This is a genomic window from Pacificibacter marinus (assembly GCF_018860505.1).
Lineage (GTDB): Bacteria > Pseudomonadota > Alphaproteobacteria > Rhodobacterales > Rhodobacteraceae > Celeribacter > Celeribacter marinus_B.
Map to the genome: position 1 here is coordinate 174,487 of NZ_JAHKPU010000030.1, position 14,762 is coordinate 189,248.

15 protein-coding genes are annotated in these 14,762 nt (G+C 51.9%); 8 read left to right on the forward strand and 7 right to left on the reverse strand.

Features of this window, described 5'->3' with window-relative positions; translation table 11 throughout:
- The gene (locus KO503_RS10980; RefSeq protein ID WP_215991596.1) at positions 1 to 1,005 is read right to left on the reverse strand and encodes an AAA family ATPase; all 1,005 of its coding nucleotides are present in this window, start codon (positions 1,003 to 1,005) and stop codon (positions 1 to 3) included.
- A 112-nt stretch (positions 1,006 to 1,117) separates the two neighbouring features.
- On the opposite strand from KO503_RS10980, the gene KO503_RS10985 reads away from it, so the two are divergent.
- On the forward strand, positions 1,118 to 1,690 hold the full coding sequence (locus tag KO503_RS10985) for a DUF1285 domain-containing protein (protein ID WP_215991597.1): 573 nt from the start codon (positions 1,118 to 1,120) through the stop codon (positions 1,688 to 1,690).
- Between the two features lie 56 nt (positions 1,691 to 1,746).
- Here KO503_RS10985 and KO503_RS10990 read toward each other — a convergent pair whose 3' ends face one another.
- Positions 1,747 to 2,565, reverse strand: coding sequence for a sulfotransferase family protein (locus tag KO503_RS10990; protein ID WP_215991598.1), 819 nt, complete (start codon positions 2,563 to 2,565; stop codon positions 1,747 to 1,749).
- Positions 2,566 to 2,696: 131 nt separating this feature from the next.
- On the opposite strand from KO503_RS10990, the gene KO503_RS10995 reads away from it, so the two are divergent.
- Together KO503_RS10995 and KO503_RS11000 are read left to right on the forward strand one after the other, a co-directional pair.
- Positions 2,697 to 4,274, forward strand: coding sequence for a DUF5928 domain-containing protein (locus KO503_RS10995; RefSeq protein WP_215991599.1), 1,578 nt, complete (start codon positions 2,697 to 2,699; stop codon positions 4,272 to 4,274).
- 15 nt (positions 4,275 to 4,289) lie between these two features.
- Entirely contained in the window at positions 4,290 to 4,667 is a 378-nt protein-coding gene (locus tag KO503_RS11000) for an HIT domain-containing protein (RefSeq protein WP_215991600.1), read from the forward strand.
- 102 nt (positions 4,668 to 4,769) lie between these two features.
- Here KO503_RS11000 and KO503_RS11005 read toward each other — a convergent pair whose 3' ends face one another.
- Positions 4,770 to 5,705, reverse strand: a complete 936-nt coding sequence (locus KO503_RS11005; protein WP_215991601.1) for an ABC transporter ATP-binding protein — start codon at positions 5,703 to 5,705, stop codon at positions 4,770 to 4,772.
- A gap of 186 nt (positions 5,706 to 5,891) precedes the next feature.
- On the opposite strand from KO503_RS11005, the gene KO503_RS11010 reads away from it, so the two are divergent.
- Positions 5,892 to 6,077: a zinc-finger domain-containing protein gene (locus KO503_RS11010; RefSeq protein WP_215991602.1), complete on the forward strand. Its 186-nt coding sequence runs from the start codon at positions 5,892 to 5,894 to the stop codon at positions 6,075 to 6,077.
- Between the two features lie 206 nt (positions 6,078 to 6,283).
- Positions 6,284 to 9,094, forward strand: a complete 2,811-nt coding sequence (polA, locus tag KO503_RS11015; RefSeq protein WP_215991603.1) for a DNA polymerase I — start codon at positions 6,284 to 6,286, stop codon at positions 9,092 to 9,094.
- Positions 9,095 to 9,179: 85 nt separating this feature from the next.
- On the opposite strand, the gene KO503_RS11020 is transcribed toward polA, so the two are convergent.
- The 3 genes from KO503_RS11020 to nth are packed head-to-tail and all read right to left on the reverse strand — an operon-like array spanning position 9,180 to position 11,364.
- The gene (locus KO503_RS11020; protein ID WP_252731044.1) at positions 9,180 to 9,686 is read right to left on the reverse strand and encodes an acyloxyacyl hydrolase; all 507 of its coding nucleotides are present in this window, start codon (positions 9,684 to 9,686) and stop codon (positions 9,180 to 9,182) included.
- A gap of 51 nt (positions 9,687 to 9,737) precedes the next feature.
- Positions 9,738 to 10,724 (reverse strand): adenosine kinase, encoded by a 987-nt coding sequence (locus KO503_RS11025; RefSeq protein WP_215991605.1) that lies wholly within the window; start codon positions 10,722 to 10,724, stop codon positions 9,738 to 9,740.
- Positions 10,717 to 11,364: an endonuclease III gene (gene nth, locus KO503_RS11030; RefSeq protein ID WP_215991606.1), complete on the reverse strand. Its 648-nt coding sequence runs from the start codon at positions 11,362 to 11,364 to the stop codon at positions 10,717 to 10,719. The genes KO503_RS11025 and nth overlap by 8 nt, the downstream gene beginning before the upstream one ends.
- Before the next feature lie 240 nt (positions 11,365 to 11,604).
- Between nth and KO503_RS11035 the strand changes: the two genes are divergently transcribed.
- From KO503_RS11035 to KO503_RS11045, 3 genes are all read left to right on the forward strand, one after another.
- Entirely contained in the window at positions 11,605 to 12,438 is an 834-nt protein-coding gene (locus tag KO503_RS11035; RefSeq protein ID WP_215991607.1) for a methylated-DNA--[protein]-cysteine S-methyltransferase, read from the forward strand.
- Positions 12,439 to 12,553: 115 nt separating this feature from the next.
- On the forward strand, positions 12,554 to 13,204 hold the full coding sequence (locus KO503_RS11040; protein ID WP_215991608.1) for an OmpA family protein: 651 nt from the start codon (positions 12,554 to 12,556) through the stop codon (positions 13,202 to 13,204).
- 115 nt (positions 13,205 to 13,319) lie between these two features.
- A complete protein-coding gene (locus KO503_RS11045) occupies positions 13,320 to 14,087 on the forward strand; it encodes a FadR/GntR family transcriptional regulator (protein WP_215991609.1) in 768 nt (255 codons plus the stop codon).
- Positions 14,088 to 14,204: 117 nt separating this feature from the next.
- Here the strand turns inward: KO503_RS11045 and KO503_RS11050 are convergent, their stop codons facing one another.
- Positions 14,205 to 14,762, reverse strand: a complete 558-nt coding sequence (locus KO503_RS11050; protein ID WP_215991610.1) for a F0F1 ATP synthase subunit B — start codon at positions 14,760 to 14,762, stop codon at positions 14,205 to 14,207.

The window sequence follows — 14,762 nt, forward strand, 5'->3', positions numbered from 1 at the left end:
TCACGCGGCGGCCCTGTTTTTTAACGCGGCCAGCGCTGCGGCATCAATCAAAGGCCCAAGGGCTTCCCCCCGCGCGCGCGCCGAGAACGTCAACGCCATACGGTGGCTCAACACAGGACGCGCCAACGCCAGAACATCATCAGGGGACGGTGCCAAGCGACCATCCAACAAGGCTCGTGCGCGCACAGTCAACATCAAGGCTTGTGCCGCGCGCGGGCCAGGCCCCCAAGCGACAGAGTTTGAAATCGCGTCTGAGGCATCAGGCGTATCGGGGCGGCAAGAGCGCACCAGATCAAGGATCATCTCGACCACATTTTCACCCACAGGCATTTTGCGCAACAAGGCCTGTGCCGCAATCAACTCGGCCGCGCTGAGAACCTCATGCGCCTCTTCTTCGGTCTCGCCTGTTGTGGCCAAAAGGATCGCGCGTTCTGTGACCCGATCAGGATAGTCCACATCCACTTGCACTAGAAAACGGTCCAACTGGGCTTCGGGCAGCGGATAGGTGCCTTCTTGTTCCAACGGGTTTTGCGTGGCGAGCACATGAAAAGGCGGTTCCAACTCATGCGCCTGCCCCGCGATGGTCACAGATTTTTCCTGCATCGCTTGCAGCAACGCAGATTGCGTGCGCGGCGAGGCGCGGTTGATTTCATCTGCTAGCAAAAGTTGGCAAAACACCGGACCTTTGACAAAGCGAAAGGCCCGTGTTCCATCTGGTGCGGTTTCCAACACTTCTGATCCCAAAATATCGGCAGGCATCAAATCTGGGGTAAATTGGACCCGCGCGCCTTTGAGGCCCATGACCGTAGATAATGTGTCAACCAGTCGGGTTTTGCCCAAACCTGGCAGCCCAAGTAAAAGCGCATGACCACCACACAGCAACGCCGAAAACACCAAATCGACGACCTGTTCTTGACCGATAAAACGCCGTGTCACCGAGGCTTTGGCCTGCGCCAATTTGGCCCCAAGCTGTTCGATCTCAACCACAAGATCATTTTGCGACATGTCTTCACCTATCCTAGAATTACGTGCACTATTAGAAACAGGTCTGAGCCAAAGCACAAACAGACAATAGTGTTATGGTGCCAATAATGGAGTGATTTAGGGTGAACTTATCGTGAGTGTCTCAGCAGATAGCATCGCGGCTGCAATCAGCGCCGCAAAAACCCGAGGATTACCGCCCGTGGATCTTTGGAATCCGCCCTTTTGTGGCGATTTGGACATTCAAATCAAACGGGACGGCACTTGGTTCTACCTTGGAACACCGATTGGGCGGGTGCGGTTGGCGCGCCTCTTCTCTACCGTGTTGAAAAAAGAAGGCGACGCCTATTTCTTGGTCACACCTGCCGAAAAGGTTGGGATCACAGTCGAGGACGCGCCCTTTTTAGCGATAGATTTCGATGTAAAAGGCACTGGCACGGAACAGGTTTTGACCTTTCACACTTCGATGGGCGATGAGGCGGTTCTGGATGCGCAGCACCCTTTGCGTGTCGAGACGCGCACCTCAGGTGAACCTGCGCCTTATGTCGAAATCCGGTCAGGGCTTGAGGCGCTGATTGACCGCAAAAGCTTTTTCCGTCTGGCCGAATTGGCGGTTGAGCACAGAATTGACGGCAGGCAGCGCATTGGAGTCTGGTCCTCTGGTCAATTTTTCAGCCTCGACACGGCCTCAACAAGCGAAAGCCCTTAATGCCAAAAAGCGCCGCCCTTTAAGACAGCGCTTTTCGACATCATATCGCGATTGGATCAATCGCCAAGTTTGGCGTGAACCTCATCCAGATCAATTTCCGCAATTGGAAATTTGTTGGCTGGATTTTCAAAATCATATTTGAACAGTTGGAAATCACGTTTGTAGATTTCCCAAATCAAATGTTTGGACAGATCATCAAAGTAATCTTCAACAGGGTGAAGACGTTTGGGGCCATGCCCCTCGGACTCGTTGAACCGTGGAATATTGGCCAAATCCACTTTGTGCGGCGTTTGGATTGCATTTAGAACGTCTTGCATTCCATCGTTGAACGTCTCGGTGTAAACGATTTTGTCGTAACGCCCGCCGTTGGCGATGAATGTCGACACATGGCCAGACATCGCAGACCAATGGATGTCAGGGTCCATAGGGCGACGCCAACGGATGGTATCGCGTACAAACAACAAAAACCGACGGAACGATGCGATTTGGTCAAACTCTTGTTTGCCATCATCCCCGCCCACTTCGATGCCATATTTTTGCACAAGCTGCGGCACCATGTTACCGCGGTAGCGTCTGCCATTGCGCTGAATGCCGCAAATTTTGTCAAAGAAAGACGACAGCACACGCGTGTACGGATTGCGCACACAAGTGAAGGCGTAAGACTTATGCCTTTGCGCGTTCGCTTCGATCAAGGGCTGGCTGTTTTCTTGCGACCACTTATGCATTCGATCTTTGCTGTCATGGATATCGCCGTCGAAAAATTCGCCGTGATCTGAATAAAACATGATCTGACCAATGGTCGAGCACGCACATTTTGGAACAACGCGGTACACCACGCTTTCACTCTCGGTCATCCAAGTTCCTGGAAAGCCCATATAGACCCGTTCTCCTCAAGACTGCACACAAACAACGTTTTGCACTTTAAAAGCAAATTAGGCTTGTTTATTCAATAACTGGTTACGATTATAATCCATAATGCGGCAAAAATGAGGATACGGTTTCTATAATGGCACGAATTGCATTCATTCTTCTGTGCCACAAAGACCCAGAAGCGATTATTGATCAGGCGCGCAGATTGACTGCAGCAGGGGATTACATCTCAATCCACTTTGATGCGCGCAGTGGCCGCGCTCCATTTGAAAAGATTCGCGAAGGCTTAAAAGACAACCCAAACGTCGCATATGCCACCAAACGCATCAAATGTGGTTGGGGCGAATGGTCACTTGTTCAAGCATCCTTGTACGCGGTTGAGGCCGCTGAAAAGGCATTTCCGCGCGCGACACATTTTTATATGGTCTCTGGCGACTGCATGTCCGTGAAGACAGCAGAATACATGCATAACTTCTTGGACCAAGAAGACGTGGACTATATTGAGAGTTTTGATTTCTTCGAATCGGAATGGATCAAAACCGGGTTCAAAGAAGAACGCCTCATTTATCGCCACTGGTTCAATGAACGCACACAAAAATGGCGATTCTATCAAAGCTTTTGGCTGCAACGTCGTCTAGGGCTTCAACGCGAGATCCCTGACGATATTCAAGTTCAAATCGGATCGCAGTGGTGGTGCTTGCGTAGACGGACGATTGAATGGATTTTAGAATTCACGCGCAAACGTACTGATGTGATGAGGTTTTTCCGCACCACATGGATTCCCGACGAGACATTCTTTCAAACTTTGGTCAGGCATTTAGTGCCCGAATCTGAAATTCAGGCACGCACGCTGACCTTTTTGATGTTTACCGATTACGGCATGCCCGTGGTTTTCTACAATGACCATTATGATCTACTGGTCACACAAGACTTTCTATTCGCACGAAAAATTTCTCCAGACGCCGCAGAGCTCAAAAAGAGGCTTGGCGATTTGTACGCAGCAAAAGGTGTGGAGTTTCAAATATCTGGTGAAGGACGGTCTTTGTATAAGTTTCTCACTGGACGGGGACGCAATGGCCGACGTTTCGCACAGCGGTTTTGGGAAACCGAAAGCTCGCTCGGGCGTGACCGCGAATTGTTAATGATTGTCTGCAAGAAATGGCATGTCGCCAAGCGGCTTGTGGCCGAAATCAAAGAACACAGCGATGTGCCCTGCATCGAATACCTGTTCAATGAAGAAAGCACCCCCCTGCCCGATTTAGGGGGCATCGAGAAAAGTCTTGAGAAACGCACACGACACCGGCGCGCTTGGGTGCGTATGTTGTTCGATTACTTTGAAACTGATCGCTTGGTGGTGTGTTTGGATTCTGACGGGTTGGATCTGATCAAAGATTTTTACAGCGACCGCTCTGGCACGCGATTGTTGGAAATCGAATGCGAGTTTACCGACGATTATCTTGAAGGGCACGCCAAACGCGTGGGGCTTGCTGGCGACCAAACACCCCAAGATGCACTCGAAAAACTGCTTCCAACGCTTAAATCCGACATCAATCATGAATATGATGGCATTCGCGACGCAGATTTTGAGAACCATGAGCGTATTTCGCAAACAAAAACGCCAGAAGAAAACGCAGGCCCCATCGCGCGTTTTTTGAAAATATCGCATGAAGACGCCCTAAAAATCGCCAACACAGACTATTTATTTTACGACTAAGCCAAAGGACCACCCATGGCCTATATCTATGATGATCAAAACATCTTCGCTAAAATTTTGCGTGGCGAAATCCCGTCCAAACCTGTGTTTGAAAGCGATCATACCATCGCCTTTCCTGACATTTCACCGCAAAAAAGCATACATATTTTGGTGATTCCGAAAGGCCCGTATCGCTGCTATGACCACTTTGTCACCACGGCAAGCGATGCAGAGCAGCTCGATTTTTTCAAATCTGTCGCCCACATCGCCAAGCAGACAGGCACATCCGAGGCCCATGGCGGCAATGGCTATCGCTTAATCACCAATTCCGGCCCTGACAGTCACCAAGAAGTACCACATTTTCACGTGCATCTGTTAGGCGGCGAGACTTGTGGCCCATTGACTGCAGGCTAGGCACCACAAAAGACACTACCAACCGGACCAATCAAAAGCCCCGCTGACATCAGTGGGGCTTTTTTTATTTTGATCAAGTTTCAGGTTGGCTACGCCCAAGCGTTATTTTCCAGAGGTCAAATCCACAAAGACATCCTCAAGATCCGGGTCAACCGTGCGCACATCGCCAATGACAATGCCCGCCGCCTTCGCCGCATCCAAAATCACGTTGGCAGAGGTTTTCGAGCGCGAGTAGGAAAAGGCCAGAGATCCGTCAACTTTGCGATCCAAGGTGACCCCTTCAGGTAGATCAAAAACTTCAGGCGCTCCGCCTTCAGGCTCGATCACCAAAGTTTTCGCATCCATCGCCCCGATCAGGTTTTTGGTCGTATCGCGCGCAACAACTTCGCCATGATTGATGATCGCAATTTCGTCACACATTTCTTGGGCTTCTTCCAAATAATGCGTCGTCAAAATAATCGTGGTTCCGTACGTTTCGTTCAAGCGCCGTACATTGGCCCACAACATATGGCGCAGTTCGATATCGACCCCCGCGGTCGGCTCGTCCAGCACCAAAACTTGCGGGTTGTGCACAAGCGCTTTGCCCAACAAAAGACGACGGCGCATTCCCCCCGACAAAGTGCGCGCATAGGACTCGGCCTTGTCACTCAACCCGACCATCTCGAGAATCTCGTCAGATCGGCGATCCTTTTTTGGCACGCCGTAAAGGCCCGCCTGCACTTCAAGCGCACCGCGTGGAGTGAAAAACGGATCAAGATTCAATTCTTGCGGCATCACGCCAATGGCGGCACGTGATTGACGCGGGTTGACGTCTTGATCAAAGCCCCAGATCTTGGCTTGGCCAGATGTTTTGACCACAAGCCCAGCCAGAATATTAATCAAAGTGGATTTCCCAGCTCCATTTGGCCCCAAAAGCCCAAAAATAGACCCTTTGGGAATATCCAGATCGATGCCTTTAAGCGCCTCTTTGGCAGGCGCTGTACCTTGACCACGATAGGTTTTGCGCAGGCCTCTGATCTCAATAGCATTGCTTGTCATCGTATCTCCCTTTCGCGCGGGGGTTTCCTGCGCTGATCTGGTCGCACCCCCTTGCCCGTGGCGCGCGGATCGCTATCATATGTCGTTGACATAAGCCGTCCAAACAGGTTCGGCAACAGTGACCGCCTGCGCACCCCTTGTGCAAATCAAACAAGGGATGCACTCAGCCAAAAGTGAGCGACAAACATGACCACCGATGCCCCAGAAACCGAAATCGTATCCTCTTGGAAAGTGGCCTGTGATGGCTCCGAAGGCGCTTTAGGCCATCCGCGTGTTTGGTTGGTAATACCGCATGAGACAGGATTCGTTGAATGTGGCTACTGCGATAAAAAATTCGTACACATTTCATCGAAATTGGAAAGCGAAGCTTAAGCCGCGTTTTTCGCCCCTAACTATCAAGGGTTAGATTTTTCAAAACAGCCGCGCTGACGCCGGCTGTTTTGTCATGTTTGGCCTCATGACGCTTCACCTTAGAAAACACTGCGCAAGCTGGGCATTTTAACACGATCACAGCTTGCAGGTGGGGGACCCCTTCGTGCTATCAAAGCGGGGCAGATTTACACAAAGGCGGCATGCATATGACTTTCGGCAAGGGACATCACCTTCACCTTATTGACGGCTCAGCCTTTATTTTCCGCGCCTATCACGCATTGCCGCCTTTGACGCGCAAATCTGACGGCCTGCCTGTCGGCGCAGTGTCAGGCTTTTCGAACATGTTGTACCGCTATATCGAGGCCAACACTGGTCCCGATGCGCCAACACACGCGGCAGTGATTTTCGACCACTCCGGCGACACGTTTCGCAACAAAATCTACCCGCAATACAAAGCCAACCGTCCACCAGCCCCCGAAGATTTACGCCCCCAGTTTTCGCTGACCCGTGACGCCACCCGCGCTTTCAATATTTCTTGCATCGAAGTCGAAGGTTTTGAGGCCGACGACATCATCGCAACGCTTTCGTGCAATGCGCGCGATGCGGGGGCCCGCGTCACCATTATTTCGTCAGACAAAGACCTGATGCAGTTGATCGGCGGGGGCGTTGAAATGCTCGACCCGATGAAAAACAAACGCATCGATTCCGAGGGCGTGGAAGAAAAATTCGGCGTTGGCCCCAACCGCGTTGTTGATGTTCAGGCACTCGCAGGCGACAGCGTTGATAACGTGCCCGGCGCCCCCGGCATTGGCATAAAAACGGCCGCGCTTTTGATTAATGAATACGGCGATCTGGAAACGCTTTTGTCGCGCACTGATGAGATCAAACAGCCCAAACGCCGCGAAAGCCTGCAAAACAACGCAGAGCTGATCCGCATTTCACGTGATCTGGTGAAACTGGATTGCGAAATGGATCTGGACTTCACGCTGGAAAGCCTTGAGGTCAAAGAGCCGAATGTCGATGATTTGGTCGCGTTTCTGGCCAAAATGGAATTTCGCACCATTGTCAAACGCGCCACTGAGCGCTTTGGCGTTGAGGCGCCGAAAATACCGGATGCGCCAACCTCTGCAAATGCAACCGCAATACAGCAGTCAGCAAAACCTGCAACGAAACCGTTTGACTTAGATGCCTATGAGCATGTCCGCACCATCGGTGCATTGGAGCGCTGGATCGATGCCATCTATGAGCGTGGCTATGTCGCCGTCGACACCGAAACCATGGGTTTGGATGCGATGCAGGTCGATCTGGTCGGCATCTCGTTATGTGTTGAAGCGGGCCAAGCCTGCTATATTCCTCTCGCGCATAAAGCAGGGGATGATGATCTGTTTGGCGGCGACAGCTTGGTCGAGGGCCAACTGCCGCTTGATTTGGTTATCGATACCCTGCGCCCCATGCTGCAAGATCCAAGCATCGTGAAAATCGGCCAGAACATGAAATACGATGCCAAGATTTTCGCGCGCTACGGCGTCACTGTCGCGCCTTACGATGACACCATGTTGATGTCTTATGCTCTGCACGCTGGTCTGCACAATCACGGTATGGATGCCCTGTCGGTCCGCTATTTGGACCATACCCCGATCCCAACCAAAGAACTGTTGGGGTCAGGCAAATCCATGATCACCTTTGACAAAGTGGAACTGGGCAAAGCGATCAAATATGCCGCTGAAGATGCCGATATCACCCTGCGCCTGTGGCAGGAGTTCAAACCCAAGCTGCATGTAGAACAGGTCACCACAGTTTATGAGACGCTGGAGCGCCCCTTGTCACCTGTGTTGACCCAAATGGAACGCAATGGCATCAAGGTTGACCGTGATGTGCTGTCGCGCATGTCCAATACGTTTGCCCAAAAGATGGCCGGACTTGAGGCTGAAATCCAAGAGCTTGCAGGCCAGCCGTTCAACGTGGGGTCCCCCAAGCAGCTCGGTGAAATTCTGTTCGATAAATTGGAATTGCCCGGTGGTAAAAAAGGCAAGACCGGTGCCTATGCCACAGGAGTCGATATTCTCGAAGACCTCGCATCTGAGGGCCATGAATTGCCAGCCCGCGTGATGGATTGGCGTCAATTGTCCAAGTTGAAATCGACCTACACGGACGCTTTGCAAACCTTTATCAACCCAGAGACAGGCCGCGTACATACGTCGTATATTCAGACGGGCGCAGTCACGGGGCGCATGTCATCGTCTGACCCGAATTTGCAGAATATCCCTGTGCGGTCCGAAGAAGGCCGCAAAATTCGCGAGGCCTTTGTTGCTGATACAGGCAAGAAACTGATCTCGCTGGATTACAGTCAAATCGAGTTGCGTATCTTGGCCCATGTGGCCAAAATCGACAGCCTCAAACAGGCCTTCCGCGACGGTCACGATATTCACGCCATGACCGCGTCTGAGATGTTCAACGTGCCAATGGAAGGCATGGATCCGATGGTGCGCCGTCAAGCGAAAGCCATCAACTTTGGGGTCATTTACGGCATCTCTGGCTTTGGTCTTGCGCGCAATCTGCGCATTCCACGCAAAGAGGCTCAAGGCTTTATCGATCGTTATTTTGAGCGCTTCCCCGGCATCAAAGAATATATGGATGAAACGGTCGCTTTTGCGAAAGACCATAAATACGTGCAAACGCTGTTCGGTCGCAAAATCCATACGCCTGAGATTGCTGCCAAAGGTCCGCAAGCGGGCTTTGCCAAGCGCGCTGCGATCAATGCACCGATCCAAGGCACCGCTGCCGATATCATCCGCCGCGCAATGATCCGTATGCCTGACGCCATCAAAGACCTGCCCGCCAAGATGCTGTTGCAAGTCCACGATGAATTGATCTTTGAAGTGGATGAGGACGCCTGCGATCAGGTGATTGAAGCCGTGAAAGACGTGATGGAAAATGCCTCGGAACCCGCTGTGAAACTTGATGTTCCAATCGAGGTTGACGCAGGTATCGGCAACAACTGGGCAGAGGCGCATTAGGGGCATCTTAGCCTGAAGACGTATAGGAAAAGGCGCGTGAGACTGATCTCATCGCGCCTTTTTTAATGTCTACTTTATTGCAGGCTTAGTTAAAGGGTACAGACACGCGAAATTGCAACGTCTCAAGGCCGGGGTTCACGTCCAACAGCTCTGCATTTGAGCGGTGATCATAGGACATGGCGTAGCGCCATCCATTGTCCGCCTCATAACCAAGCTCAACACCTGAACGGAAATGGATATGACCGCCAATGTCTTCCCCATCCCCCTTATCAAAAAGGCCACCCATCAAGTGAAGTTGGGCGTAGATGCCTGTGTCAGCCAGCTCTTTGGTATAGGCTGCTCCAGCACCGGCCCAAACCGCACCTTGGCCTGTAAAAGAGGCCCCTATGATGGGCTGAAACGGTCCGTATTTTTTGCCGAAGTCGTACCGAAAATAGGCTTCATGCGACACATGGTCTTCGTTAAACTCAACCAATCCTGTTGAGATAGAAAAACGCGAGGCTTCGTCAGACTGAGCCAAGCACCCAGAACCAGATCCACAATCGTTTAGGACCATATCAAGACCACCAAACAACAAAAAGGCGGCTGCCATAGCTCCGTCCATCACATATTCCTATCTTAGTTAATCGTGTTCACCGAAAACCTAGAGCAGCCCAGCGTCTTTGAACAGGGTTTTAAGATCAACCTCAGGCCGTGGACCAATATGCGAGATGACTTCAGCTGCGGCGACACAGCCCATTTTGCCTGAAACTTCCAAACTTTGGCCTGTGGCATAGCCGTACAAAAATCCTGTCGCAAACTGGTCGCCTGCGCCGGTTGTATCAACAGGTTGCACACGTTCGACAGGCACGACAATCTCTTCGTCGCCTTGCACCAGCACGACACCACCTCCGCCGCGCGTACAGACCACCAAGCCACATTCGGCCGCCGCAATTTCAAGTGCTGCGGACAGGTCGGTTTGATACAGGCTTTCCCATTCGTGTTCATTGCCGATCACAAAGTCCATCTCTTTGACGAATGTCCGAAAATCATCGCGATGACGGTCAACACAGAACGGATCGGACAAAGAAATCCCAACCTTTCCACCAGCCGCATGAGTTAATTTCGCAGCTTGATCAAACGCTGCTTTGCCCATGTCTTTGTCGTATAGATATCCTTCTAGAAACATAATAGCCGTATCAGAGGCAGCATCCGCGTTCACATCCGCTGACGAAATCTCAGAAGAAATTCCAAGATAGGTGTTCATAGACCGTTCCCCATCAGGAGAGACAAAAATCATAGACCGCGATGTCGGCAGCTCGCCCCCTGCGACAGGCGGGTTCACGAAAGCCGTGCCATCAGCCTCCATCTCAGCGGCATAGAACCGCCCCAAAGCATCGTCATGCACACGACCGATAAAGCCGGTCTTTAACCCAAGATTGCCCAAGCCTGCCAGAGTGTTGGCGACAGAGCCACCGGGCGTTTGCACACGGTTTTCCATCGCACCGTACAGCATCTCACCCCGCGATTGTTCCACCAATTGCATGATGCCTTTTTCGATGCCCATGAGCTCTAAAAAGCTATCATCTGCTTGCGTAATCACATCGACGATCGCGTTGCCGATGCCGACAACTTGGTAGGTTTTAGTCAAAATTCTTCTCCTCAAAGGCGCAGATGTCTCTTATCAGACAAGTGCTGCACAAAGGTTTACGCGCCTTGCAGGTATAACGACCATGCAGGATCATCCAGTGATGTGCGTGTTGTTGAAATTCAGCGGGGATTTGGTCTTCGATGGCGCGCTCAACCGCGACGACATCTTTGCCCACAGCCACACCAGAGCGATTGCCAAAGCGCAAGATATGCGTATCGACGGCCTGCGTCGGCACATGCCACCACATATTCAACACGACATTCGCAGTTTTACGGCCCACACCCGGCAGGCTTTCCAAAGCGGCACGCGATGAGGGCACGACACCATCAAAGTCATCGACCAAGATTTGCGCAGTCTTCATCACATTCTTGGCTTTTTGGCGAAACAACCCGATGGTTTTGATGTGTTCTGTCAGCCCTTCAATCCCAAGATCAAGCATCTTTTGCGGGGTATCAGCAATCTTGAACAGCTCTTTGGTGGCCTTGTTCACGCCCACGTCTGTGGCCTGCGCAGACAGAGCCACCGCCACAACCAAGGTATAGGCATTGGTGTGATCAAGCTCGCCTTTGGGTTCGGCCTCGGCGGCGCGAAAGCGTGAAAATATTTCAAAGATCGTATGATAATCGAGTTGTTTGACCATAGTTCGCTTAATGCCTTTTTGTGACCTTAACGGCAAGGCTCGGGTTTTTATAAAATGAGCGCCAAATCAGCTATCGCAGTTAAGACTGCCTTGATCAATTCACCGCATCCTTGCCACAAGGCTTCTCAGTAAACGCGGCTAAAGCCATGGCCTCTTAGCGCACTTACTCTTTGATCAAGTTTCGGGTCGCCTCACGGCTGCATTTCGTGTGAGTATCCTCTCAAACACATGGGGGCCCAAATGACTGTCGAAAATCACTACCATTATCAGGTCATTCGTCGTGCAATATCGCACATCGATCAGGCAGAAACCCCTTTGACGTTAGAGGGGCTCGCCACAGATCTAGGTATGAGTTCGCAACATTTTCAAAAAGTGTTCTCAAAATGGGCTGGCGTCTCGCCCAAACGTTATCAGCAATATTTGACCTTGGATCATGCCAAAACACTGATGAAAACGCGACATACTTTGTTAGACGTGACGAGTGACGTTGGCTTAACGTCAACAGGCAGGCTGCATGATTTGTTTTTACGTTGGGAAGCCATGTCTCCAGGCGATTATGCTCGCAAAGGCGCTGGCTTACAAATTACTTTTGGCTGGCTTGAGACACCTTTTGGCGAAGCTTTGGCCATGGCCACGCCACGGGGCTTATGCGGCCTTGGCTTCACATCTGAAATCGGGCGCGAGGCAAGCTTTGCCGATCTCAGCGGGCGATGGCCAAATGCAACCTTTGTCGAAAATCTCGCCGAAGTACGCCCTTTTGTTGAGGCAGCCCTCTCAGGTGGCACAGCGCAGCTTCAATTGATCGGCGGCCCTTTTCAAATCAAAGTTTGGGAAGCGCTTTTGTCGATCCCATCAGGTGATGTCACCACCTACGGCGATATCGCCGCAGCCATCGGTAACCCCAAGGCCGTACGCGCAGTGGGGACAGCAGTGGGTCGCAACCCGATCAGTTGGCTGATCCCATGCCACCGCGTGTTGCGCAAGTCTGGCGATCTGGGCGGGTATCACTGGGGCACCCCAGTCAAACGCGCCCTATTGGCCTATGAAACCGTACAGGCTGAGGCCAGGCCTTAGGCAAACTCATAAGCACTTTTCCGCCAATTTTTCATCGCATGCGTTATGGCGCTGCGCATCGCGCCAGACGTAAGATAAAAGAAGCGTAAAAGCAGTTTAACAAAAAGGTAGTCTCATGAAGACCCGCACCCTTATCGCCTTTCCCATTGTCGCAGCCGTCGTTTTAGCCGGATGTATGGACAGCAGCAATATGAGCGACCCGGACTCCAAAGCTCGCCAAGGCGCAGTCGCGGGCGCGGTTCTCGGTGGCATCGTAGGCCTATCGCAAAATGACGGTAAGCTCGGCAAAGCCGCTGTCGGCGCCGTGATTGGCGGCGCTATTGGCGCCGGCATCGGCGGTGCGCTTGATCAACAAGCCGCTGACTTGCGCCAAGACCTTGGCAATGATGACGTTCAAATCGTCAATACCGGTTCAGAACTGGTTGTGACCTTGCCACAAGACATTTTATTCGCCACCGACAGCGCTGTTGTGCGTGCGGGCCTTCAATCTGATCTCGGTGCGCTTGCACGTAACTTGCAAGAGTACCCATCGACGACAGTTCAGGTCATTGGCCACACCGATAACACGGGCGATGCAAGCTACAACCAAGAGCTGTCCACACGTCGCGCCTCAGCCGTATCTACAATTCTGCGGGCAAACGGCGTCGAAGCCTACCGTGTGAACGCTTACGGCCGTGGAGAAGACGCGCCCGTGGCAACCAACCTTACACCAGAAGGTCGCGCACAAAACCGCCGCGTTGAGATCATCATCACCCCTGCTGCGTAAGTCACTTTTCAATTCTTTTAAAAGGCCGGCACAGTGTCCGGCCTTTTTTCATGGCCAGTGACGCGTCTTGGTCATATAAATTGACCAATCATATCGATCAGTCGCCGGAGACGTCATGCCCTTTCAAAAAATCCAATCTGAAAAGCTGGCACAAAGTGTGGTCAAACAAATTGAATTGCTGATTTTGCGCGGCATTCTAAGGCCGGGGGAACGACTTCCAGCAGAGCGCGATTTGGCCGAACGTTTAAACGTATCGCGTCCGTCATTGCGCGAAGCGATTGGTGACCTAAGTACCAAAGGCCTGTTGGAAACACGCGCGGGCGCTGGTGTGTTTGTCGCCGATGTTTTGGGGTCGGCCTTTTCACCAGCTTTGGTAAAGCTCTTTGGCGACCACGACGAAGCTGTATTCGACTACATCGCCTTTCGCCGCGATATGGAAGGCTTGGCCGCAGAGCGTGCCGCAACTTTTGGGTCTGAGACGGATCTAAAGGTCATCAATACCATTTTCGAGAAAATGGAAGCGGCTCACCCCAAACGCAATCCGTCGGACGAAGCCCGCTTAGATGCCGAATTTCACTTGTCCATAATTGAGGCCAGCCACAACGTCGTGATGCTGCACATGATGCGGTCGATGTTTGATTTGCTGCGCGAGGGCGTATTTTACAACCGCTCCGTCATGTTCAAACAACGCACCAATCGCGCCGATTTGCTAGATCAACACCGGCGGATCAATAATGCCGTGCAAGCGCGCGATCCAGAGGCGGCCCGTTCTGCTGTGGTGTCACATCTGAATTACGTTGAACAGGCGCTGAAAGATCAACAGAAGTTCGAAAAGAACGAGGCAATCGCACAATTGCGATTTGATCACGAACAAAAGCGCTAAAACCCACCTCTGCACTGTGAGCTTTGAAATGTAGCAGCGCCCTAATCTCATCTTTGCTCAAAAGAAAAAGCCCCGCGTTTCCGCAGGGCTTCAAAGATTTAGAGCTAATTTAGCGGCTTAGTGCAGCTTATCAGCGACATCGCCAATGGCGTCATCAATCAATTTGTTAGCCTCTGCGGCAGTCATCTGCTTGGCAATCACGTCTTGTGCTGCGGCAACAGCCACGGTGACAGCAGTGTTGCGCACGTCACGAACAGCTGCAGCTTGCGCAGATGCGATCTGATCTTGAGCAGAGGCAAGACGGCGCTCGATAGACGTCTGGATGACCTCTTTCGCTTTGGCGGCAGCAGCCTCGGCATCGATTTTAGCTTGCGCTACAATCGCGTCAGCTTGCTCTTGAACTTCACGTTGTTTGCGCTCGTAAGATGCCAAAATTGTTTGGGCTTCTTCGCGCAATGCACGGGCTTCTTCAAGCTCGGTCGAAATGCCTTCAGCGCGTTTATCCAAAAGACCACCAAGCATGGAGGGCACTTTTGCGTAAACCAAAACACCGATGAAGACGATGAAGCCAAGCAAGACGATAAAGTTTGTGTTACTAAAGGACAAGAACGGACCATCAGCTGCGAAAGCAGGTGTCGCAACAACAGCGGCGGTGAGGGCGAGAAGTGTTTTCAT